Genomic DNA, 21764 nt, shown 5'->3' with positions numbered 1-21764 from the left:
GACACCATTGGTGGATGCTCGACCCCACCAATCCCGTCATGCTCGCGCTCCTGTGGCTCACCCTCGTCGGGGTGCTGACAGCACTTGCCCTGCGCACTTTTCGCCGGGATCAGCGCGAGTATCGCCGGTTCAAAAGGTTTCGCACCACTAAGCGCCGCCAGCTCATGCTGCGCCGATGGCTGATCGTCTCACTCTCACTGTTCGGCGGGATGACCGTCGTCACCCTGCTGGCCAGTGGCCGCTTCGCTACTCCCCTGTTGGCCGAGGTGCAGGAGTGGCTCTGGGTTTCGTGGCTTCTCTCCGTGCTCGCTGCCAGGCCTTCGGTGACGGCGGGCGTGGTCGTCGGCATGATCATCGGCGTCGTTGTGCTCACGGTCATCGGCGTCGTTGCCGTACGCAAAGAGGGCGACGAGATCATCAGTGTTGGCGACATTCAGTCGATTCTGCCGCGCAACCGCCAAGAGCTCGTGCTGGGCGGGTTGCTGTCGATCAACGCCGGAGTCGTTGAAGAGCTGCTCTTCAGGCTGGCGCTGCCCGCGCTGCTATTCGCGACGACGGGCAATGCCATCGTCGCGATCGCCGGCAGCTTGCTGCTATTCGGCGTCATGCACTCCTATCAGGGTGTTGCCGGCATCGTCATAACCACGGTGATCGGTGCGCTCTTCATGGCGCTCTACGTGCTGAGCGGCAGCATCCTCGTTGCGATCATCGCCCACGCCGTGCTCGATCTGCGATCGCTTGTCTTGATCCCCATGGCGGTCGGTCGCGTGCACCTCATTAACGGACGTCTCAACCCGCTCGCATTCACACCGAAACGGGTGCCTGCTGTGTCGGACGCCACCGGCGACGCGGCCGCCGCTGTTGCAGTGCCGGATATTGCCGCAACCGATGCTGTGGCTCCCGCCGACAGCGAAGCGTCAGCGGCCACTCCAACTGAGAGCTAAGACTTCTCGGCGCCGTTAGCGTTTGCTGCGGCTGCCTTCGCTGCGGCCGCCTCAATAATTGCCGCTTCTTCTGCGGCCACTTTCTCGGCGGCAGCAACCTCAGCAAATTCGGCCGCGGTATCGCGCGCACCAAAGATCGACATCAGCAGGTCTTTGGTCCACTCGATGAGCTGGCCATCGCTCGCGCCCGTCGGTAGCGGGATGATCGCGGCTGACGCTGCAGAGTGATACTTCGCCCCCGGATACATGCGCTGCAGTCGCACCTGAATCGAATCGAGCAGGTTGGCCGGTGCAACACGAAGCTTGTCGCCCATCACTACCACTTCGCTGAGGCTTGCCTTTTGCGCCATGCGACGCAAACGGGATACCGCGATGAGGTGCTGCACCTGCTCTGGCGGTTCACCGTAGCGGTCGCTCAGTTCTTCAAGCACACGATCAATGCTGTCTGCGGATGCCGCAGGCGCGCTGGCCGTCGAAAGCTTCTGGTACGCCTCGAGTCGCAGTCGCTCGCTTTCCACATAGTCTTCGGGAATGTTGGCGTCTACCGGCAGCTCAAGACGCAACTCAGTTTGGCCTTCGGCGACATCGCCTCGGAAGGTCGAGACGGCTTCGCCGATCATCCGCAAATAGAGGTCGAAGCCGACACCAGCGATGTGACCGGATTGCTCGCCTCCGAGTAGGTTTCCCGCCCCTCGAATTTCGAGGTCCTTGAGCGCAATCTGCATTCCGGCCCCGAGCTCGTTGTTGGCTGCAATGGTGTCGAGGCGTTCGTGAGCGGTTTCGCTCAACGGCTTTTCTTCGTCGTAGAGGAAGTAGGCGTAGGCACGCTCGCGGCCACGACCGACACGTCCCCGCAACTGGTGAAGCTGGCTGAGCCCGTACTTGTCGGCGCGGTCGATGATCAGGGTGTTGGCGTTAGCGATGTCGAGCCCGGTTTCGATGATGGTGGTCGACACGAGCACATCAAATTTGCGCTCCCAGAAGTCGACCATCACTTGCTCGAGCACTGCCTCAGGCAGCTGCCCGTGCGCAACAGCGATGCGAGCATCCGGAACCAACTCGGCAAGCTTTGCTGCAACCCGGTTGATGGAACTCACCCGGTTGTGCACATAGAAGATCTGGCCTTCACGCAGCAGTTCACGACGAATCGCCGCAGAAATCTGACGCTCCGAGTATGGCCCAACGAAGCTCAGGATGGGGTGCCGGTCTTCTGGCGGTGTTGCCAGGGTCGACATTTCGCGGATGCCCGTGACCGCCATCTCGAGGGTTCGAGGAATTGGGGTCGCCGTCATCGCCAAAATGTCGACGTTGGTCTTGAGCTTCTTGAGCGCGTCTTTGTGCTCGACTCCGAAGCGCTGCTCTTCATCGATGATGACGAGCCCGAGATCTTTGAAGGCGATGTTTTTCGACAGCAGGCGGTGGGTGCCGATCACGACATCCACGGTTCCGTCGGTGAGGCCGGCGAGAGTCTCACGGGATTCTTTGTCGCTTTGGAAGCGGCTCAGCGCCCGCAAATGCACGGGGAATCCTGCGAAACGGTCGGCAAAAGTTTCCATGTGTTGACGAACGAGCAGCGTAGTCGGCACAATCATCGCCACCTGCTTGCCATCCTGAACAGCCTTGAACGCGGCGCGCACAGCGACCTCAGTTTTGCCGTAGCCCACGTCACCGCTCAGCAGTCGGTCCATCGGAACCGGGCTCTGCATATCGGCCTTGACCTCATCGATCGTGGTCAGCTGGTCAGGGGTTTCGGCAAAGGCAAACGCTTCTTCGAGCTCACGCTGCCAGGGCGTATCTGCCCCGAAGGCGAAACCCTTGCTAGCCATGCGCGCGCTATAGAGCTTCACCAGTTCGACGGCGATGTCGCGAACAGCCTTGCGCGCCTTAGTCTTGGCCGCTGACCAATCGCTGCCGCCCATCTTGTTGAGCGTGGGTGCTTCGCCACCGACGTAACGCGAGAGCAGGTCGAGCTGATCGGTCGGTACATACAGTTTGTCGCCGGGGTAGCCGCGCTTGTTTGGCGCATACTCGAGCACCAAGAACTCCCGCTGAGTCTTGACCGCATTGCGCCCGCCGGTGCTCACCTCACGCGTCACCAGCTCAAGGAACTTGCCGATGCCGTGGGTGTGGTGCACCACAAAGTCGCCGCTCTTGAGCTGAATCGGATCGACAACGTTCTTGCGTCGCGTCGCCAACTTGCGCGTCGGGCGAGAGGCATAGCCGACGGAGCGACCAAAGAACTCGCCCTCGCTGAGAACCGCAAGCTTGATGCCGTCAACGGCAAAACCATGATCGACGGATGCCCGCAGTAGGTAGGCAACGCCCGGCTCAGCCTCGGCCGGAAACGAGTCGACGGCACGCCCTGACAGTTCTCGCTCAGCCAGCAGGTCGGCGGTGCGCTCAACGAGCCCACTGCCCTCAGCGATGATTCCCACGGTCCAGCCGTCAGCGAGCAACTGGGCAACGTGATCGAGAGCGCCATCGACTGTTCCTGCGAATGAGGGCATTGCGGCGGCATCGATACGCACATATTCGGACACTTCTTCTGCAGAATCGAGCAGGCTGGCGGCATCTGCCTCCCCTGAATCGAAAGTGCTGAGAGTCCACCACGGGCGCGAGCCAGCCGACTCACGAAGCGAGTTGAGCGTGACGAAGTCTCCGGCATCCAAGTCAATGGGTGCTTCGGCCCCGGCGGTTGCGGCATTCCAGGCCGCGCTGAGGAACTCGCGGTTCGTTTCGGCTAGATTCACCGCACGCGAGGAGACCTTCTCGGGCGACAACACCGCGATTGCGGCATCTGCCGGGAGGTAGTGAGTGAGCGGCACAAGCTTGTCGACGAGGGCAGGTGCCAACGACTCCATACCGTCTACCGGGATTCCTTCGGCAATTTTCGCGAGCATTGTCGAAAGGCTGGGGAACTCATGCTGCATCTCGCGCGCACGCTGGCGCACCGACTCGTTCAGCAGCACTTCGCGGCTGGGAACAAGCTCGGCAGACACAATCTCGCCGTCAATAGAGCGCTGGTCGGCAACCGAGAACTCACGCAGTTGTTCAAGCTCGTCGCCAAAGAATTCCAGTCGCAGTGGATGTTCGTGGTTGGGCGCAAACACGTCAAGGATTCCGCCGCGCACAGCGAACTCTCCGCGCCGGGTAACCATGTCGACGCGGGAATATGCCAACGCGACTAGTCGCTCAGACAGCGCCGACAGGTCGTAGTTTCGGGCGCCGGCGGTCAGCGCGATTGGCTCAATCGCGGTGAGGTTGTCGGCGATGGGCTGGAGTGCGGCCCGAACGGAGGCGACCAGAACAAACTGGCCGACAGGGTTCTCTTGCCAGCGCGCAAGGTCGCGCAGGGCCTGCATCCGCTTTCCCACAGTTTCTGCGCTGGGGCTCAAGCGTTCGTGCGGGAGAGTCTCCCAGGCGGGAAACTCGACAATCAGGGCGTCGGGAAGGTAGCTGATGAGCGAGCGGCGCAGCGACTCGGATTCGCGACCAGTGGCCGTGATAGCGAGCAGTGACCGCGGTTCGTCAGACTTGGTGAGCAGCCCACCCAATAGCGGCGCACTTAAGCCTTCAACGAGGGAGAAGTCTGCGCTCTGTTGCGAAAAACGAAGTGCGTTCTCCACAGTTTTGGCGTGCGAAAGCGCTGAGATAAGTCCGTCGAGAGTCACCGGAGGAGTCTACTCGTGGCTACCGACAGCACGGTGCGAGTTCACCCACAGCGCAGCAAACTGCGAGTGCTATTTGCGCGGGCTGTGAAAGCGCAACTGGGCGGCTTCGAGGCCGTCGCTCGCAACGAGGGCAACGGCATCCGCTGCGTCGCCAAGAAGATTGGGCAGCACGCCACGTTCGTCACTCGAGAAGTCGCGCAAGACAAAGTCGGCGGCCGGTTGACGACCAGAAGGTCGGCCGATGCCCACCCGTACCCGCGTGAAGCCTGGCGAGCCAACAGCCGCAGCAATATCGCGGATGCCGTTGTGGCCACCGTGACCGCCACCGGTCTTGAGCTTCACGGTATCGAAATCGATGTCGAGCTCGTCGTGGACGACAATGAGCCGTTCAACGGGGATCTTGTAGAAGCGCATGAGCGCGCTCACAGGCCCGCCCGAAAGATTCATAAACGAATTGGGCTTAGCCAGAATGAGCTTGGGTCCATCACCAAAGCTGCGACCTTCAGCGACCGCAGCGTTGGCTTTGTGATTCTTAAATGTGGCAGAAAGTTCGTCTGCCAAGTGGGCCAACACCATGTGGCCCACATTGTGGCGATTACCGGCGTAGCCGGGCCCGGGGTTACCGAGCCCGACTACTAACCATTGGTCATCCACGATTTCTCGCTTACGAAAGAATCGGATTATTCGGACACCTCAGCAGCATCAGCAGCGTCTGCAGCAACAGCTGCGGCCTCTTCTTCAGCAGCTTCAGCCTCGACCGATGAACGCGGGGTGCTGAGGCCAACAACGAGAAGCTCGGGGTCGGAGAGAAGAACTGAACCGGTGATGAGGGTGACGTCCTTGGCGTAGATGTGCTCGCCCTCTTCGCGGCCTTCGATATCGACGGTGAAGTACTCAGGAATGTGAGTTGCTTCAGCCTCAACCGAGACGGTCGGTGCATCAAGGTTGGCGATGGTACCGGGAGCCGACTCACCGATGAGGTGGATTGGTACATCAACGATGACCTTCTCACCCTTGCTGATGACAACGAGGTCGATGTGTTCAATGATCTGGCGAACTGGGTCCTTCTGCACGTCCTTGACGAGAGCGAGCTGGCTCTTGCCATTGATGTCGAGGTCCAAGATCTGGTTCGACTTGCGCAGGATGAGCCCGATCTCGTGACCCGGAAGGGCAACGTGGATGGGGTCGGTGCCGTGACCGTAGATCACTGCGGGAATCTTGCCTGCAGCGCGAAGCTTGCGGGCAGCACCCTTACCGAAGGAATCACGGGAATCCGTGACGACGTGGTTGACGTCTTTAGCCATTGTTATCTCCTAAAGGACCGGTGGTCCGTGAATGGGCGCAGTGCCCAGATCGTTGTCTGTTGTTCAACTCGAACGCCGGCAGACTGTTCGTCTGCCACGTGAGGAAAAGCCCTGTGACTTGCCCGCCGCGTCGATAACGGAACTCGAAAGTTCCCTCGCCGAAGTTCAGTATTAGAGTCTAGCGCACTGAATGCGAACGCACTCGCCCTTGGCCGGACGACATCGTTTGGTGCTAGTACGTATTAGTGCGCCTCTTAGTGCGCCTCGTTAATACGAGCTACGGCATTAGCAACGACCTCGGCGACGGGTGGCGCGACGTCGACGACGATTCCCTGCTCGTCCGGCTGCAGCGGCTCCAGAGTGGCGAGCTGGGAGTCCAGCAGGCTCGCCGGCATGAAATGTCCGCTGCGGCCGGTCGTGCGCCGCGCGAGCACCTCGCGGTCGCCACTGAGGTGAACGAAGCGCAGTTCTGGAGCCTTCGCCCTGATCGCGTCCCGGTATGCCCGCGTGAGCGCCGAGCAGGCCATCACGAGGCCTGTTCCGGTGCGAGCTGCGCAGGCCAGTTCCTCTCCTACTAGTGCGAGCCACGGCCAACGATCCCCGTCGTCGAGGGGGGTTCCAGATGCCATCTTTGCCACATTGGCGGCAGGGTGAAGCGAGTCGGCGTCAGTGAACGGGACCCCCAGTTGATCGGCGATAAGCGCCCCGATCGTAGTTTTCCCGGAACCCGAGACGCCGAGAACCACGATCAGGGGCGGAACAGCCCGGGCGCGGTCGCTCACCAGTCGTGAACCGTACCGTCTGCGAGACGATTGTAAGGAAGGTAGGCCTGTTCGTAGGGATACTTGCCCGCCTCGTCGACGTTGAGTTCAACGCCGATGCCGGGCTGGTCACCAGGGTGCAGCAGCCCGTTTTTCCAGGTATACGACTGCTCGAAGACGGCGTTTGTCCTCTCACCGTGCTTCATGTACTCTTGGATTCCGAAGTTGTGGATTGCTAGGCCGAGGTGCATCGCGGCAGCCATACCGACTGGCGAGATATCTGTCGGGCCGTGCATGCCCGACTTGATCTGATATTGCGCAGCAAAATCGAGAATCTTCTTGAGGTGCGAGATTCCACCGGTGTGAGTGACAGCGCTGCGCACGTAGTCAATGAGCTGCTCCCGAATGATCTGCTGGTAGTCGTACACGGAGTTGAAGATCTCGCCGATTGCGAGTGGCGTCGTCGTGTGCTGCCGGACTAGTCGCAATGCCTCCTGATTCTCGGCGGGCGTGCAGTCCTCCAACCAGAACAAGTCATAGGGCTCCAACGATTTGCCGAGTCTCGCCGCCTGAATCGGTGTCATGCGGTGGTGACCGTCGTGCAGCAGCGGCACCTCGGGGCCGAACTCGTTTCGCACTGCCTCAAACACCGTGGGTACATGCCTTAGGTACGCGCGCGTGTCCCAGTCTTCTTCTGCAGGAAAGGCACCTCGCTGAGCCGGCTCATAGTCGTAACGCTTGCCCTCATTGCCGGGGAGCGGCTCGTTGCCGGCGATCCCGTAGATGGCGCGCAGTCCGGGAACACCCGTCTGGATGCGGATCGCTTGGTAACCCTGTTCTTGGTAGTCGCGCACGCTATCGAAGAGTTCGGACATTGACTTGCCCGACGCGTGGCCGTAGGCGAGCAGGCCGGTGCGAGAGGCACCCCCCAGCAGTTGATAGAGCGGCATGCCTGCCGCCTTTGCCTTGATGTCCCACAGCGCGACGTCGACGGCCGCGATCGCTGCCATAGTTACAGGTCCGCGTCGCCAGTAGGCGCTGCGGTATAGAAACTGCCACGTATCCTCGATGCGGTGTGCGTCGCGGCCGAGTAGAAGCGGCACGACGTGCTCGCTCAGGTAACTGACGACGGCCATTTCACGGCCGTTGAGAGTCGCATCGCCGAGCCCCGTCAGCCCAGAGTCGGTCGTCAGTTTGAGGGTGACGAAGTTGCGGTCGGGGCTAGTGACGATGACTTCAGCGCGTTCGATTAGCACGTGGCATCAGCCCTTCGTAGCTCCGGCAGTGAGGCCGGAGACGATGTACTTCTGAGTAAACAACGCGATGACCATGATCGGCACGGTCACTACGACCGCTGCGGCCATGAGTCCGCCCCAGTCGATACTCGCGTACGACACGAAGTTGAAGATTGCCACCGGGAGGGTTTTCGTGTTGGCGCCGGAGAGTACAAGCGCAAACATAAAGTTGTTCCACGAGAAGATGATCGAGAGGATTCCTGCGGTCGCGATCCCTGGCGTGGAGAGTGGCAGCGTGATCTTGAGGAAAGCGCCGATTGGCGTAAGGCCATCAACCTGCGCCGACTCCTCGAGATCTTCGGGCAGCGAATCGAAGAACGACATCATGATGTACACGATTAGCGGCAGCGCGACGAACATGTGCGACAGGATCAGCACGCTGTAGTCGCCGACCATGCGCAAGTTCGCGAAGATGAAATACCACGGCACAAGCAGGCTAACGCCAGGAATGATTCGGGCGAGCAGAACGATCCCGGCGGACCGTTGCATTCCGAAGCGACTCATCACGTAGGCGGCAGGAACACCCACGAGCAGCGATAGCGCGGTCGAGGCGAAGGCAATCCACGCACTGTTGAAGATGAACTCGAAATAGTTGTCACGCCCAAGCACGTTGTTGAAGTTCTCAAGAGTGGGAGTGAACAGGACCGACTTGCTGACGTCATAAATATCGACATTGGTCTTGAACGCGGAAAGTAGCATCCAGAACAGTGGCAGTACGAAAGCGAGCACGATGAGCACGAGTGCAATGGCACGGAACCAGATGTACGCGCGAGTGCCAAGCGGCTTACGCCGACGCGCCTTCGGTACCGAGGGAATGGTCGCTGCGGGAGTCAGTGTGGAAGTCATTTCGACACCTTCTCCTTTCTCTTGAATGTGATTAGCCACATGATCGCGATGATCAGCAGGAAGAAGATGATGAGCACTGCGGACGCGACACCGTAGTCGTTGTAGTCGAAGCTGAGGCCGTAGGCATAAACGTTGAGGGTTTCGACCTCGTTAAATGAACCGCCTCCCTTGCCTTTTGTTGCGTACAGGATGTCGAAGGTCTTGAGCGCGTCAATGCTGCGCAGCAAAATGGCAACGATGACGGTCGTTCGCATCAGCGGCAGCGTGACAAACCAAAAGCGTTGTGCCGCGCTGGCTCCGTCGATGCGGGCCGCCTCGTCGGGTTCCTCAGAGAGGGAGGTGAGCCCTGCGAGCAAGATGAGGACCACCATGGGGGTCCACTGCCAGATGTCGACGAACATCAGCGTCGGCAATGCCGTGAACTCACCAGAAAGCCATGGCTGTGGGGCGATGCCGAAGAATCCAAGAGCCTGGTTAGCGAAGCCAATATTGGGGTCGAAGATGAGTTTCCACATCATTCCGACGGCCACAGGTGTAGCTACCAGTGGTAACAGGATGGCAACTCGCACCCACCGTTCGCCACGGAACGGTCGACGAAGGAGCAGAGCAATGGCCATGCCGAGAACCAGCTCGACAATGAGCACACCGCCCGTGAATATGAATGTGCGCACGACTGCAGGCCAGAACCGGTCGAAGTCAGCGAAGACCTCCGCGTAGTTATCGAAACCGATGAACTGGTGGTCTGAGCGCACCGAGCCTTCGGAGTTTGTGAGGCTGAGGTAGATCGTCCAGACCAAGGGGATAGTGATGAGCAGGCCGACGAGGATTATTGCTGGTGAAGCGAACAGCCACTTGCGGTGACGATTAGCCCAGTCGGAGTAAGTCTTCCGGGGCGATGTGCGAACACCTGTAGTCGCGGCCATCGATACCTCCTTGTATGTACGTGTGTGTGAACGAGGGAGAGCGAAGCGGCGGCCGGAGCAAACCCTGAGGGCTCCGGCCGCCGCGAGCGTCTAATGCTGCCTATTTGTTTTCGTCGTCCAAGAGTTCTTGGAACGCCTTGTTGGCGGCGTCCGCCGCGGCATCCGAGTCTCCGCCAGTGATGGCGACAACGATCGGATCACCGACGATCTCCCGCGCCTCTGGAACCTTAATGACGAGTGGACGATCGTGGCCGATGCCGTTCTTCGTGGCGATCGCGATGGTCTCCGCAAGATCAGCCGGGTAGGTCGAGACTCCCGAAGGGTCCTCCCACACCGATTGGCGGGCACCGGGGACGCCTGCCTGCTGAATCTCAAGAGTCATTTCTTGGCTGGTAGCCCACTCGATGAACTTCCATGCGTTGTCCTGCTTGGCCGAGGCTTCGTTGACACCGAGTGCCCACGAGGGCACGTTGTATGCCTTGGAACCAGCGGGGCCGGCCGGGATGGGCGCGAAACCGACGGTGTCGGAGACCTTGGAGTTGGCGGGGTCGGTCGCATTCTTGTACAGGCTGTCCGCCTCCGTGTAGAACGCAGCGTTGCCCTGGGTAAAGATGGCCATAGCCTCGGGCCAGCTCATGTCAGTGCTGACATTTTCGGGACCGAAGTCGCGGATGAGCTTTCCGTAGGTGGCGAATGCAGCCTTCGCCTCAGGGGTATCGATCGAAGCATTGCCGTCCTCGTCGATGAAGTCGCCACCGTAGCTGTAAAGGAAGCTGGAGAACTGAGTCACCGCTGCCGACTTCGCAGTACGGGCAACGAACCCGGCTACTCCTGGATTTTCACTCTTGATCTGTTCAGCCGCCGCGAGGAGCTCGTCCATCGTCGTCGGCACTTCGAGACCTGCTGCCTTGAGGAGATCCTTGCGGTAGTACAGCACCTCTTGCTCGGTGATGATCGGAACACCCACTACCTGACCGTCGTAGCTTGTCGAGTCAACGGGGCCTTCTTGGTAGTCGGACCAATCCCAGTCGGTATTTTCTGTGACGCTATCGCTCAGATCGGCAAAGTAGCCGTTCTTGGCGAAGAGCTTGCCCTCTTGGAGAGGGCGATACATCATTACGTCGATCTCGTCGGTACCTGCATTGAGCTTGACGTTGTACTGGTCCGATAGCTGGTCTTCGCCGAATTGCGCGACCTCGACCTTGATTCCGGTTTCCTTCTCGAACTCCGGAATCTTGTCCTTGATAATGTCGGTCCATACGTGGTTCACGAGCGTGACGCGCAACGTTTCGGACTCTCCGCCTCCCCCCGCGCTGCAGGCTGCGAGCCCACTTCCTAGGAGCAGGGCTGCTGTCACAATCCCGGTGGTTCGAATTACAGATCGCTTCATTACGACTTCCTCTGTGTCTTGGTGATGGTGCGCTTCTCTGCACACCGAGCTAACGCAGTCAACGATGGCTACATCATCTCAATTACGGCAGCCTAGCAACTAAAGTCATACTTATTCAACTATTCCTTCAAACCGGTATGATCAACTCATGAGCAACGACGATATTGAGTCCTTTGTCGCAGACAACGACCCTTCGTCGCGCCTGTTGGGGCTTCATGCCCACGTGCTCGACCGACTCGGCCTCACTCTGTGCTCGGGGGGTATGCCCGCCGGGACGATCGTGCGCATCGATGAGCTCGAACAGCGCTATGACGTATCCCGCTCCGTCGTGCGAGAAGCCCTGAGAGTGCTCGCCTCGATGGGCATGATTTCCTCACGACGGCGCGTCGGAATCAAAGTGCTACCCCAGTCCGAATGGAACCTGTATGACCCGCAGCTGATCCGATGGCGGCTCGCCTCCCCCGGTCGCATCGCACAACTGCGCTCCCTTACAGAGCTGCGAACGGCCGTCGAGCCAGAAGCCGCCCGCCTTGCCGCCATCCGTGCGCCGCTCACCGGGGCGAGCGAACTAATGGGACTCGCCGGCAAACTGTGGGCGGCTGGACAGGAGGGCGACCACGAGCGCTTCCTCGAGCTAGACATCGAGTTTCATAGGCTCGTGCTCACTAACTCCGGCAACGAGATGTTCGGCAAGCTGCACACGCTCGTGAGCGAAGTGCTCGCTGGGCGTACTCACTACGGACTCATGCCGACGCATCCGCACGTTGATGCGCTGCAGTTTCATGTCGACGTCGCTAGCGCCATTCAACGAGGCAACCCCGAAGATGCGCAGTCCTCGATGTTGCGAATCATGCAGCGCACGTTCCAGGAGATGAGTTCCATTTGGGAAGGTGGAGACGGGGAGGCTGAATCAGAGCCACCTCCGATTATCGGCTAGAGGGCTGGCACAGAGTCCGGCACCGTGGGAGAATTGGGCCACGGAAGGTTGATCCCATGAGCGAGAATCTGAATGATCCAGTTGAAGAGCTAGAACAAGAGACCTGCTGGGAGCTACTGCGCACCGCCAGCTTTGGCCGGATAGCGGTCAGCTTTCAAGGTGAGCCGGAGATCTATCCTGTCAACTTCATTGCGGTCGACAAACGGCTCCTGCTGCGCACTGCGCAAGGCACCAAACTGTTGAAGCTCACTATCAACGACAAGGTTGCGTTGGAGACAGACTCCGTGGGCCCCCACTCTGCGTGGAGCGTGGTGGTCAAGGGAACAGCGCGCGCGATCGAGTCTCAGAATGAGATCGACGCAGCCAATGAGCTGCCGCTACATCCGCTGATCCCCACTCTCAAATACGTCTGGGTAGAAATAAACCCCACCGAGATAACCGGTCGACGATTCCGGCTGGAGACTGAACCCGAGCGGTACTGACCCGAGCGGCACTGACCGGGACATCTGCTCCGCACGCGACAGACACCGCCACGTGTGGCCGAACGCTGACGATGCTTAGAGCGCGCCTTGAGTAGGGGTTCCCATCGGAATCGCGGTCATGCGCGTCACGTCGACAGGATCCGTAAGGTGATCCCCGATCTCGGCGATGAGGGCTGCAACAGCGGGGCTCGAGCCGTGAGCATCGAGCAGCGCCGCCGACTCCCACTTCTCGATCATTACGAGCGAACCATCGGCAGCCTCGTGGATGGCGTAAAGCTAGCTGAATGGATGCCGCGAAGCGTTCCCGCGCGGTGCCCTAGGCTTGATGATTGGGCTACGACCCACCACTTTGTCCCAGAGTCAAGGAGTGAACGATATGACCGCTGCCGAGCAGGCAACCGCAAACATTGGCGTAGTAGGGCTCGCAGTTATGGGCTCCAATCTCGCCCGCAACCTCGCGAGCCGCGAAGGCAACACTGTTGCCATCTACAACCGCTCCTACTCGAAGACCGAGACTCTGCTCACCGAGCATCCCGAGGCTGGTTTCGTTCCGGCATCCACCTATGAAGAGTTCGCCGCATCGCTGTCGACGCCGCGCACCGCAATCATCATGGTGCAAGCCGGCACGGGAACGGATGCCGTAATCGACGCCCTCACCGAGGCCTTCGAACCCGGCGACATCATCGTCGACGGCGGCAACGCACTGTTCACCGACACCATCCGTCGCGAAAAGGCTGTGCGCGAAACCGGCATCAACTTCGTTGGCGCCGGCATCTCGGGCGGCGAAGAGGGTGCGCTTCTCGGCCCCTCGATCATGCCCGGCGGTTCTGCCGAAGCATGGGAAACCCTCGGCCCGATCCTCAAGTCGATCGCCGCGGTTGCCGAGGGCGAGCCCTGCGTCACCCACGTCGGCACCGACGGCGCAGGCCACTTCGTCAAAATGATCCATAACGGCATCGAATACGCCGACATGCAGCTCATCGCTGAGGCCTACGACCTCATCCGTCAGGGCACTGGCGCCACCCCCGCCGAAATCGCGGACATCTTCGCCGAATGGAACAAAGGCGAACTCGAGAGCTACCTCATCGAGATCACCGCCGAAGTTCTGCGTCAAGTCGACGCCAAGACCGACAAGCCGCTTGTGGATGTCATCCTTGACCAGGCCGGATCCAAGGGCACCGGCGTGTGGACCGTGCAAACCGCACTCAACCTTGGGGTTCCCGTTTCGGGAATTGCCGAAGCCGTATTCGCCCGCGCCGTCTCCTCAAAGCCTGCACAGCGTGCGGCATCCAGCGCACTACCCGGTCCGAGCTCAGCGCCAGAAGTCACCGACAAGGCTTCGTTCATCGAAGATGTTCGCCAGGCCCTCTACGCCTCGAAGATCATCGCCTACAGCCAGGGCTTCGACGCGATCGTCGCCGGCGCTGAAGAGTACAATTGGGACATCAAGAAGGGCGATATCGCCAAGATTTGGCGCGGTGGTTGCATCATCCGTGCACGCTTCCTGAACCGCATTACCGAGGCCTACGCCGAAAACCCAGGCCTCGTGGCACTCGTTGCAGCGCCGTACTTCACCGAGGCAATCGGTGGCACACAAGATTCTTGGCGACGTGTTGTTGCTGGAGCAGCAGCTGCCGGCATCCCGACCCCCGCGTTCTCGTCGTCACTGGCCTACTATGACAGCCTGCGCGCACCGCGCCTGCCCGCCGCACTGGTTCAGGGTCAGCGCGACTTCTTCGGCGCACACACCTACAAGCGAGTCGACATGGATGGCACTTTCCACACGCTGTGGTCGGGCGACCGTACCGAGATCGAAGTGACTGACTCGCACTAATTCTGCTGGCGGCGGGCCCCGTGCTCGCCGCCACACTTTTAGCCTGAGCAACCTCGCCGCCCCGCGGGCAGCACGCGCAACACAGTGTTCACCCCGCAGTGACAGAATGGGTGCACGATGAGTGAATACGAAGACAACCCGGAGCTGTCTGGCTATGAGCCGCACGGTGATCGTCCGCTGCGCTCACGCATCTACATGAACGTCATACGTGTCGTAGTAGTGCTCGGGCTGATCGGCCTTGTCGTTCCCGGAATCGTCTCTGCGGTGGGAACTGCCAACAACACCGCAACGCGAACCTGCGCCACCTATACCCAATATTTGGCGCCGCAAGCGGTGTCGTTCGACATCCGTTTCGACCTCTTTGGCGACGGTGAACCGGGCTGGAAGTGCTACTCCATTGCGTTCAACGGCTCCGAAACACTGCTGCGCTCGATGGGGCTCATTCCTGGCCCCGCAGTTATTCCGACAAGCCCGGCAGACAACACTTAGTCTGCCGCTGCACCGCCTAGCTGGCTTGCTCACGGGCATCCGTCTGTTAGACACGGAACCAGTAAGCGATGCAGCCGGTGCTCTACGTTGGCTCCCGGGTAGCGTCGAAAAGGCACAGGATGCGTTCGGCCCGACCTCGCATTGCGGCGTCAACCATCGCCCCCGAGCGCAGCGTCGTCACGCCCTCCACCGCGAGAGCCTCTACGACTTCATTCGCCCAAAACACGTCGGCGGTGTCCGGGAGGAAGGCCGATCGAATGAGCGAGAGCTGCGACGGATGGATGGCGACTCTGCCGACGAGCCCGAGCGCTGCAGCGCGGCGTGTGTCGCTGAGCAGCCCGGTATGATCTTTGATTCCCGGCCACGCCGAGACCATGGGTGCCGGCAGCGCGGCGGCACGCGCGGCCACAACCAAGCGGATGCGCGCGTAGTCGAGCACCTGCAATGACGCGGATCCCAGATCGCTCGCGAGATCGGAATCACCCAAGGCAAGCTCGGCGGTGACGGGGTGCTGTGCCAGGTCAAACGCTCGCTCTAGTCCCAGCGCGGTTTCGATCAGTGCCGTGACATGGGAGAACCTGGCGACGGCATTGAGCTGCGCAGTGCTTTCGGCTTTTGGCAGGCGCAGTGTAAAACGGTCGGCGAGCGGCTCGAGTGCGTCGAGGTCGTCGTCGCTGCCGTCGTTGACACGCACCTGAATGTGTGGGCCATCTAGTCCGGCGACGCCCGGCGCGCCGCGGTCACGCAACCACTCCACCACGTTGCGTCGCGCCTGAGCTTTGTCGGCATTCGGTACTGAGTCTTCAAGGTCAAGAATGACCAGGTCAGCACCGCTCGCGACGGCCTTCGCGAACCGTTCCGGCCGATTCCCCGGAACGTACAGTCCGGTTAGGATGAGTGGCCGCGCGCCTGTTCCTTCTGTCATACGATCCCCCGTTCCCGCAGTTGTTCCAGCTGCTCGGCGCTGACACCGATCTCGGCAAGCACTTCGTCGGTGTTACTGCCATGGGCCCGCCCAGGCCAGCGTATGCCGCCAGGGGTCTTCGACAGGCGAAACAGTACGTTCTGCATCTTGATGGGGCCGAGTTCGTCATCGTCGACCGACTGCACCGTGCCGAGGGCCTGGTATTGCGGGTCGGCCAGAACACCGCGCACATCGTAGACCGGGGCGATGGCAGCCTTGGCCTGCTCGAATGCGGCAAGAACGACCGACGCGGGCCGGGCTGCAATCCACGTGGAGACTGCGAGGTCGAGTTCGTCGGCGTGTTGGGCGCGTTCATGACCCGAGGCAAACCAAGCTTCGTCGACCAGATCGGGGCGCCCGACGAGGGAGAGCACCCGTTCAGCGATGGACTGAGAACTCGTACTGACAGCCAGCCATGTCCCGTCGGCACTTCGGTAGACATTTCGCGGAGAGTTGTTGACCGACCGATTCCCGGTGCGTTTCTGCACGGTCCCTAGCTGGTCGTAGGCGGTGATCTGGCCACCCAGCAGCATGAGAATGGGCTCGATAATGGCCATATCAATGACCTGGCCGGTGCCCGACACGTCCACGCCACGCAGCGCAACCATGATTGCGTAGCTCGTTGCAAGCGCAGCGATCCCGTCGGCCAATCCGAATGGCGGCAGCGTCGGCGGACCAGCTGGTTCACCGGTGAGTGCCGCAAACCCGCTCATAGCCTCGGCCAGCGATCCGAATCCGGGCCGATCCGAATAGGGACCGAACTGACCGAACGCGGTGACCCGGGCCACCACAAGCTTCGGGTTGACCGCGAGCAACTGATCGGGCCCGAGACCCCAGCGCTCCATGGTCCCTGGACGGAAATTCTCGATGAGAACATCGGCTTCGGCTACGAGCCGCAAGAGGAGGTCGGCACCTGCAGCCTGACCAAGGTTGATGGTGACGGTGCGCTTGTTTCGCCCGAGGGTCTTCCACCACAGGTTGACACCGTCTTTCGCTGGGCCATGCCCGCGGGCCGCATCTGGTTTCGCAGGGTGTTCAACTTTGATCACGTCAGCACCGAAGTCGCCGAGAAAAGTGGCCGCAAGTGGCCCTGCGAACAGTGTTGAAACGTCCAGCACACGAATGCCTGTCAGCGGGGCGTTCACGAGGTGCTCACTGCTGAAACGTCCCAGCAAACGCGGAAACCGATGCTCGTCGACCGATCAAGACCTTGGCCCGGAAGCAGGAACTTCGCGGTGAACTCGGGTTCGCGCGCTCCGCCGTCGAAGTACCAGTCGGATTCGGTCGGCTGGTAGGAGCTGCCACCCTTGAGCATGACAAAGCGGGTGATCCCGTCGCTGTGCTCGCTTTCGGTCCAGTTCCAAACCAGTGGATGCAATCGGATGAATGCCGGATCAGCAGCCGCGACCTGCCATTCAAACTCGGTGGGCAGCCGTGCGCCTGCCCAGGCCGCGTAGGCACGGGCGTCCGCCAAGCTAACCAGACTGGCGGGGTGCGAATCTCGCCCCTCCTGCATGTCGGTGCTCGCCCGGCCGCCGAGAAAGCGGTTCGGAATCAGCGGGCGATAGTTGGTGGCCGCAACAAAGCAATCGAACTCCGCCACGGTCACCTCCGTTGTCGCGACCGCCACCGGACCCAGCTTCATGAGTACGCTTTCCTCACGCTCGTCGTGCAGACGTGGCGGGAGAGGCTTCCACTCCTCGACGTAGGGTGCTCCCTGATAGAGACCGGTCTCCCGGCGGCGGAAGCGGATGCGCAGTTCTCGTTCGACCGCAGGGACGAACACGGTCCGAGCCGGCGCGGCATCGACCATCGCCATCTCCGACACGGAAACGCGAATGGCCGTGCGGGCGGGAAAGTGCGCGGAGGGGGCTGAGTGAGCCGTCACATCCGCCTTTTCGGTACGGAGCAGATCGGTCAACCAGACCGGGTCGGGACCGGTCACCGCAACGATAGCGGTGAGGCCCCTGGCCTGCACGGTCACATGGTCGTCGCTGGAAGACAAAACAGCGCCATTACCAAGGTCAACCAGCCGAACCCCAGGCCCGAACTCCATCTCACTGGTGAGCACCGACCCGTGGTAGTCGGTGTCCGCACGGTTGATAATGGTCCACAACGTCGCGGACGTGGTGCGAAATCGGCTGACGTACACGCGAGCTGTCAGTGCTCGCGGTGCAGCGTCGACCAACGGCGTCCAATCGCCGTCGAGGAATACGTTCGTGAACGCGCGCTGCAGTCGGAGCATGCGCCGCAAAGTGGCCAGATCTCGTTCGTTCCAGCCAACCCAGACCCCGAACACGGCGTCCCAGATGAGCATTCCTGTACCGTTCATAAAGCTGGACTGAAGCTCAGCGCTGTGGTCGCGGTTCCATCGACGGGTGTGGTGCATCATGTGCCGGCGCTCGTACCAATGCGCGCGCAATACGCCAGGGGCTTCACTGTCGGCGAACCACTGGGCCCAACTGAGGTGGTGATCCTCGATGCGGGACAGTTGGATGCGTGATTCGCCCTCTAGCACCTGCGGCGGGTCCGCCGCAACGAGAGCGTTGATCAGGTCGGTGCCGCCCTCCTTCATAGTGTCAAGGAATACGCCGTCGACACGCAGCTCGCTGACCAGAGTCGCGAGCTCCGCGGGGTCTTCAGCACTTGGACGGCGAGTGCCAGTGTCCCACGGGTTGTAATTGATGAAGACTTTGAGGCCGTGCCGCTGGAACTCCGCGACGAGCGCGGCCATGCTGGCAACATCCCGATAGAAATCGAACTGATTACGGTCGTCGATGCCGATGACCGGATAGGCGTGCCACAGCACGATCCCGTCGAATCCACCGTATTCGGCCGTCCCGGCGAGAAAGTGATCGACCGTGAACCGGCCAGTGGTGTGGTCATAGAGTCGTTCATCCCACAGCCAGACCAAGGCTACGCTGTAGCACTTGCTTGCCCATCTGGAGTGGTCGCTGTCGTAGGCTGCGCCGCTGTAGGTGAGGCGTGCCCGCGACGACTGACGCCACTGATCGAGGTGTTCCCGCCAGGCCTGCCAGTCGGAGGAATTGGTGGGAGCAGCGAAGATTTTGACGACGTCACCGGCCGCATCGTTAATGCCGTCGGCACCGAGAAGTGTAGGAAGATCGATGGCGCGCGGTACGAGCGGATTGAACTCGTTGGTGTTCGCCTCGTCGGCGTCGAAAACGGCCGTCATCGCCGAGCCGCCAGCCCGTGGCGCGCAAGCTTGGTCGTGCGAGTTGCGAGTTCGTCGAAGCCGATCTGGTCGTAGCCGGGCAGGCTCGTGCTGAGGCGGTTCTTCAAAGGATGGATCCAACTCTCAGGTAAGTGGCGGGCTCCCGTGAGCGCCCCGGTGATCGATCCCGCCGTGGCACCGGTCGAATCGGTGTCCCAGCCTCCGGTGACGGCGAGGGTGATCGTGGCCTCAAAATCGCCGGCCCCACGAAAGAGAGCAAAAACCAGAAGTGCCGCATTGTTGAGTACGTGCACCCAGTGCAGCCGACCGTACTCGGCGTAGAGCACGTCCAGGGCTCCATCGGTGTCAAGCTCCGAGTGAGCAAGATCAATTCCGAAGCGGATTGCGTGGGCGTAGCGGCTGTCTGGCGGAATAACCGCGAGCGCTTGAGCGATGACCTCATCGACAGAGGATGCCACGAGGGCACTGGCGCAGGCAGCGGCCACGAACATAGCGCCGTAGATCCCATTACGCCGGTGGCTCAGCCGGGCATCGCGCCAGGCCAGTTGCGCGGCGGTTGCGGGATCGGCAGGGTTGACCCAGCCGTATACATCCGTTCGAATCTGGGCGCCAATCCAATCTCGAAATGGATTCTGCACCGCGCCGGCCACCTCGGGCTCGTATCCCTCAAGCAGGTTGCGGTAGGTGATGCGTTCGGCCGTGAATACACGGCCGGCCGGGAGGTTGGCCAGCCAGCTCTCGGCGACGTCCCGGGTGGTGAAATCGTGTCCGCTGCGTTCAAGCAGGTCGAGGGCGATGAGCGGAAAGTTGAGGTCGTCGTCCTCGGGCATGCCGTCGATATTCTCGACCAAACTCGTGGGACGGCTGCGCCGGTTCCACGGAAAACGTGCCGCAATGAACGGATCAAGGCCGACCTCCGTGAAGTAGGAAGCAATTGGCCAATTACCGGTTGACTCCGCGATCAACCGGATTCCGTGCCGCGGTATTTTCTCGACCGGCTTGCCGAGCAGACAGCCTGCGGCCCGACCGAGCCAGCCGCCGTGAATGCGGTCAAAGAGGGTGTCGGAATCGAGGCTGGCCTGTGATGCGGATGCGAGTCGTGGCACATCCACCTCAGTGAGAAGCGCCTGAATAGCATCGAGATCGTCGGGTTCAATGGCGGCCAGATGCGCCGGAAGCGGCAACTCATCGATTTCCTGCATCAGCTGTCGGGCCAGCCCTCGCAGCTCGGCGCTCGCCGGCTGCGGGGTCGCCCCCGTGACCGCGGCAATCAAGGAACCACCGGCGCGGGTCCATCGCTCGCCGAGAGAGCCGATGTCGCGGCCTTCTTCCTCCGCAGCGGTCACTGCGTGGGCTACGAGGTCTTCGGGCTGCGACCAGCTGAGCCGCAACGGTTGTTGGCGAGGTGCTGCTGTTGGTGTACCCGGTGTCGGTATCATCACCGCGGCACAGTGCCTTGCAGACCGCTTGTCGCATCGGTTGACGCCGCGAGTGACGCCATCGTGGCAGCGCGTCGCGTCGAGCGTTCTTTGTCCCTGGCCCAAATCTCTCGACTGACCTCGGCCATCGTGGCCGCTGGGGCGGCAAGGTCGATGCGACTGGCTGTTGCGATGGTCTCCCGCCACTCGAGAGGAACGTTGTCTACGCCGTTCAGTGCTCCACAGATCGCACCGGCCATGGTGGCAATGGAGTCGGAATCGCGGCCGTAATTGACCGCGCCGAGAACCGCATCGGAGTAATTCCCGCCCCCGACAATAAGCATGCCAAGGGCGATCGGAAGCTCTTCAATTGATTTAGTGCGACTGGGGATGCGGGCATCCTTGGCCGGTTTACGATAATCCGCACCGACGGTGTCGAATGGCATCACCGCCCGACGTAGCGGGCCGATCGCCTCGCGCCAGTCGGTCAGTCCGTCGGCCGTGACGACAACCGCCTCGATCGCGTCCCGCGTGCCATCCTTGGCCAGGCGCAGCGCGGTGTCGATCACCGAACTGACTGAGGCACCGGGTCGCATCGCCTCCGCCACGGCGGCCGCGAATACCCCCGCGGCCTCCCTGCCATAGCTGGACTGGTGCGCTCCGGCAACATCGATCCCTTCTGCATAGGCAGTATCGGGCGAGCCTGCATTCGCGATGCCGATCGGAGCGACATACATGGTTGCACCGCAGTTGACGATATTGCCCACTCCGGCTTCACGCGGGTCGATGTGGCCGTAGTGCAAGCGGGCGACGAGCCACTTTTCGGCCAGAAAGATGCGCTGCAGCAGCAATGCTTCGGATTCAAGTTCGGGAATCCAACGTTTTTCGCCGAGAAGGAGTGGCACGAGATGGTCCGCGATGGAGAAGGCATCGAGGTGGTCGCGCACCGTGGCGTAGACATCAACCAGAGCAGTCGTCATCAGGGTGTCGTCGGTGATGTGGCCGTCGCCCTTGTGGTACGGGGAGATCGGGCGTGCGTTGCGCCAGTCCTCGAGGAAGGGCCCGACGATGCCACTGATGTAACCGCCGTACCGCTGCTGGATGGCCTCCGGGGTGTTGCCTTCAGCGGCGCCGCCGAGGGCGTCGCCCACAGCCGCGCCGGCCAGTACGCCGGTCGCTTTGTCCTGCAACAGATCCATCGGGTTCTCCAAGCTCGTGAAACGAAAGATTACAATTTTTCGGATATCGGTGGCTCTTCACACATTGTGTGACGAGCCACCGATATGCCCGGTCAGGGCTGGAGCCCAAGA

General features: G+C 61.2%; 19 protein-coding genes. 5 read left to right on the top strand and 14 right to left on the bottom strand.

Translation table 11 applies throughout. The annotated features are described in order from the left end of the window. The first annotated feature begins 14 nt into the window (after positions 1-14). Positions 15-944 (top strand): CPBP family intramembrane glutamic endopeptidase, encoded by a 930-nt coding sequence (locus tag ACTJJW_RS10410; protein WP_462644414.1) that lies wholly within the window; start codon positions 15-17, stop codon positions 942-944. Here the strand turns inward: ACTJJW_RS10410 and mfd are convergent. The 8 genes from mfd to ACTJJW_RS10370 form a co-directional block, all read right to left on the bottom strand. Continuing rightward, complete coding sequence (gene mfd, locus ACTJJW_RS10405; protein WP_462644412.1) at positions 941-4615, bottom strand: transcription-repair coupling factor; 3675 nt, start codon at positions 4613-4615, stop codon at positions 941-943. The two genes, ACTJJW_RS10410 and mfd, sit on opposite strands and share 4 nt — an antisense overlap. A gap of 69 nt (positions 4616-4684) precedes the next feature. Further along, positions 4685-5269 carry an aminoacyl-tRNA hydrolase gene (gene pth, locus ACTJJW_RS10400; RefSeq protein ID WP_462644410.1) on the bottom strand — a complete coding sequence of 195 codons (585 nt, stop codon included), beginning with the start codon at positions 5267-5269 and terminating at the stop codon, positions 4685-4687. A 26-nt stretch (positions 5270-5295) separates the two neighbouring features. Beyond that, positions 5296-5919, bottom strand: a complete 624-nt coding sequence (locus ACTJJW_RS10395; RefSeq protein WP_462644408.1) for a 50S ribosomal protein L25/general stress protein Ctc — start codon at positions 5917-5919, stop codon at positions 5296-5298. Positions 5920-6173: 254 nt separating this feature from the next. After that, positions 6174-6701, bottom strand: coding sequence for a gluconokinase (locus ACTJJW_RS10390; protein WP_462644407.1), 528 nt, complete (start codon positions 6699-6701; stop codon positions 6174-6176). Then, positions 6698-7936: a D-mannonate dehydratase ManD gene (manD, locus tag ACTJJW_RS10385; protein WP_462644405.1), complete on the bottom strand. Its 1239-nt coding sequence runs from the start codon at positions 7934-7936 to the stop codon at positions 6698-6700. The genes ACTJJW_RS10390 and manD overlap by 4 nt, the downstream gene beginning before the upstream one ends. 6 nt (positions 7937-7942) lie before the next feature. Next, complete coding sequence (locus ACTJJW_RS10380; RefSeq protein WP_462644403.1) at positions 7943-8821, bottom strand: carbohydrate ABC transporter permease; 879 nt, start codon at positions 8819-8821, stop codon at positions 7943-7945. Further along, entirely contained in the window at positions 8818-9744 is a 927-nt protein-coding gene (locus ACTJJW_RS10375; RefSeq protein WP_462644401.1) for a carbohydrate ABC transporter permease, read from the bottom strand. Before ACTJJW_RS10375 ends, ACTJJW_RS10380 begins: the two co-directional genes overlap by 4 nt. 100 nt (positions 9745-9844) lie before the next feature. Then, positions 9845-11134, bottom strand: a complete 1290-nt coding sequence (locus ACTJJW_RS10370) for an ABC transporter substrate-binding protein (RefSeq protein ID WP_462644399.1) — start codon at positions 11132-11134, stop codon at positions 9845-9847. A gap of 148 nt (positions 11135-11282) precedes the next feature. Here ACTJJW_RS10370 and ACTJJW_RS10365 point away from each other — a divergent pair, with 148 nt between their 5' ends. Together ACTJJW_RS10365 and ACTJJW_RS10360 are read left to right on the top strand one after the other, a co-directional pair. Beyond that, a complete protein-coding gene (locus ACTJJW_RS10365) occupies positions 11283-12071 on the top strand; it encodes a FadR/GntR family transcriptional regulator (RefSeq protein WP_462644398.1) in 789 nt (262 codons plus the stop codon). A gap of 56 nt (positions 12072-12127) precedes the next feature. After that, positions 12128-12553, top strand: coding sequence for a pyridoxamine 5'-phosphate oxidase family protein (locus ACTJJW_RS10360; RefSeq protein ID WP_462644396.1), 426 nt, complete (start codon positions 12128-12130; stop codon positions 12551-12553). A 75-nt stretch (positions 12554-12628) separates the two neighbouring features. On the opposite strand, the gene ACTJJW_RS10355 is transcribed toward ACTJJW_RS10360, so the two are convergent. Next, positions 12629-12790, bottom strand: a complete 162-nt coding sequence (locus ACTJJW_RS10355) for a putative quinol monooxygenase (RefSeq protein WP_462644394.1) — start codon at positions 12788-12790, stop codon at positions 12629-12631. Between the two features lie 139 nt (positions 12791-12929). On the opposite strand from ACTJJW_RS10355, the gene gndA reads away from it, so the two are divergent. Next, positions 12930-14387: an NADP-dependent phosphogluconate dehydrogenase gene (gene gndA, locus ACTJJW_RS10350; RefSeq protein WP_462644611.1), complete on the top strand. Its 1458-nt coding sequence runs from the start codon at positions 12930-12932 to the stop codon at positions 14385-14387. Between the two features lie 117 nt (positions 14388-14504). After that, positions 14505-14876 carry a hypothetical protein gene (locus tag ACTJJW_RS10345; protein WP_462644392.1) on the top strand — a complete coding sequence of 124 codons (372 nt, stop codon included), beginning with the start codon at positions 14505-14507 and terminating at the stop codon, positions 14874-14876. Between the two features lie 82 nt (positions 14877-14958). On the opposite strand, the gene ACTJJW_RS10340 is transcribed toward ACTJJW_RS10345, so the two are convergent. The 5 genes from ACTJJW_RS10340 to ACTJJW_RS10320 are packed head-to-tail and all read right to left on the bottom strand — an operon-like array spanning position 14959 to position 21653. Then, positions 14959-15801 (bottom strand): HpcH/HpaI aldolase/citrate lyase family protein, encoded by an 843-nt coding sequence (locus tag ACTJJW_RS10340; RefSeq protein ID WP_462644390.1) that lies wholly within the window; start codon positions 15799-15801, stop codon positions 14959-14961. Continuing rightward, complete coding sequence (locus ACTJJW_RS10335) at positions 15798-16985, bottom strand: CaiB/BaiF CoA transferase family protein (protein ID WP_462644389.1); 1188 nt, start codon at positions 16983-16985, stop codon at positions 15798-15800. Before ACTJJW_RS10335 ends, ACTJJW_RS10340 begins: the two co-directional genes overlap by 4 nt. Further along, on the bottom strand, positions 16982-19036 hold the full coding sequence (locus ACTJJW_RS10330; protein ID WP_462644387.1) for an SUMF1/EgtB/PvdO family nonheme iron enzyme: 2055 nt from the start codon (positions 19034-19036) through the stop codon (positions 16982-16984). The genes ACTJJW_RS10335 and ACTJJW_RS10330 overlap by 4 nt, the downstream gene beginning before the upstream one ends. Next, complete coding sequence (locus ACTJJW_RS10325) at positions 19033-20475, bottom strand: ADP-ribosylglycohydrolase family protein (RefSeq protein ID WP_462644609.1); 1443 nt, start codon at positions 20473-20475, stop codon at positions 19033-19035. The genes ACTJJW_RS10330 and ACTJJW_RS10325 overlap by 4 nt, the downstream gene beginning before the upstream one ends. Beyond that, positions 20475-21653 carry an ADP-ribosylglycohydrolase family protein gene (locus ACTJJW_RS10320; protein ID WP_462644385.1) on the bottom strand — a complete coding sequence of 393 codons (1179 nt, stop codon included), beginning with the start codon at positions 21651-21653 and terminating at the stop codon, positions 20475-20477. Before ACTJJW_RS10320 ends, ACTJJW_RS10325 begins: the two co-directional genes overlap by 1 nt. Between the last annotated feature and the right edge of the window lie 111 nt (positions 21654-21764).

Source organism: Rhodoglobus galactosidasius (assembly GCF_054957775.1).
The sequence above is the reverse complement of the archived record's forward strand: the minus strand, read 5'-3'. Positions and strand labels throughout refer to the sequence as shown.

What these genes read in the sequence shown, in the direction of transcription:
- ACTJJW_RS10410 (WP_462644414.1), top strand. Translation starts at nt 15, where the DNA reads ATGCTCGACCCCACCAATCCCGTCATGCTCGCGCTCCTGTGGCTCACC.
- ACTJJW_RS10395 (WP_462644408.1), bottom strand. Translation starts at nt 5,919, where the DNA reads ATGGCTAAAGACGTCAACCACGTCGTCACGGATTCCCGTGATTCCTTC.
- ACTJJW_RS10380 (WP_462644403.1), bottom strand. Translation starts at nt 8,821, where the DNA reads ATGACTTCCACACTGACTCCCGCAGCGACCATTCCCTCGGTACCGAAG.
- ACTJJW_RS10375 (WP_462644401.1), bottom strand. Translation starts at nt 9,744, where the DNA reads ATGGCCGCGACTACAGGTGTTCGCACATCGCCCCGGAAGACTTACTCC.
- ACTJJW_RS10370 (WP_462644399.1), bottom strand. Translation starts at nt 11,134, where the DNA reads ATGAAGCGATCTGTAATTCGAACCACCGGGATTGTGACAGCAGCCCTG.
- ACTJJW_RS10365 (WP_462644398.1), top strand. Translation starts at nt 11,283, where the DNA reads ATGAGCAACGACGATATTGAGTCCTTTGTCGCAGACAACGACCCTTCG.
- ACTJJW_RS10360 (WP_462644396.1), top strand. Translation starts at nt 12,128, where the DNA reads ATGAGCGAGAATCTGAATGATCCAGTTGAAGAGCTAGAACAAGAGACC.
- ACTJJW_RS10355 (WP_462644394.1), bottom strand. Translation starts at nt 12,790, where the DNA reads ATGATCGAGAAGTGGGAGTCGGCGGCGCTGCTCGATGCTCACGGCTCG.
- gndA (WP_462644611.1), top strand. Translation starts at nt 12,930, where the DNA reads ATGACCGCTGCCGAGCAGGCAACCGCAAACATTGGCGTAGTAGGGCTC.
- ACTJJW_RS10345 (WP_462644392.1), top strand. Translation starts at nt 14,505, where the DNA reads ATGAGTGAATACGAAGACAACCCGGAGCTGTCTGGCTATGAGCCGCAC.
- ACTJJW_RS10340 (WP_462644390.1), bottom strand. Translation starts at nt 15,801, where the DNA reads ATGACAGAAGGAACAGGCGCGCGGCCACTCATCCTAACCGGACTGTAC.
- ACTJJW_RS10330 (WP_462644387.1), bottom strand. Translation starts at nt 19,036, where the DNA reads ATGACGGCCGTTTTCGACGCCGACGAGGCGAACACCAACGAGTTCAAT.
- ACTJJW_RS10325 (WP_462644609.1), bottom strand. Translation starts at nt 20,475, where the DNA reads ATGATACCGACACCGGGTACACCAACAGCAGCACCTCGCCAACAACCG.
- ACTJJW_RS10320 (WP_462644385.1), bottom strand. Translation starts at nt 21,653, where the DNA reads ATGGATCTGTTGCAGGACAAAGCGACCGGCGTACTGGCCGGCGCGGCT.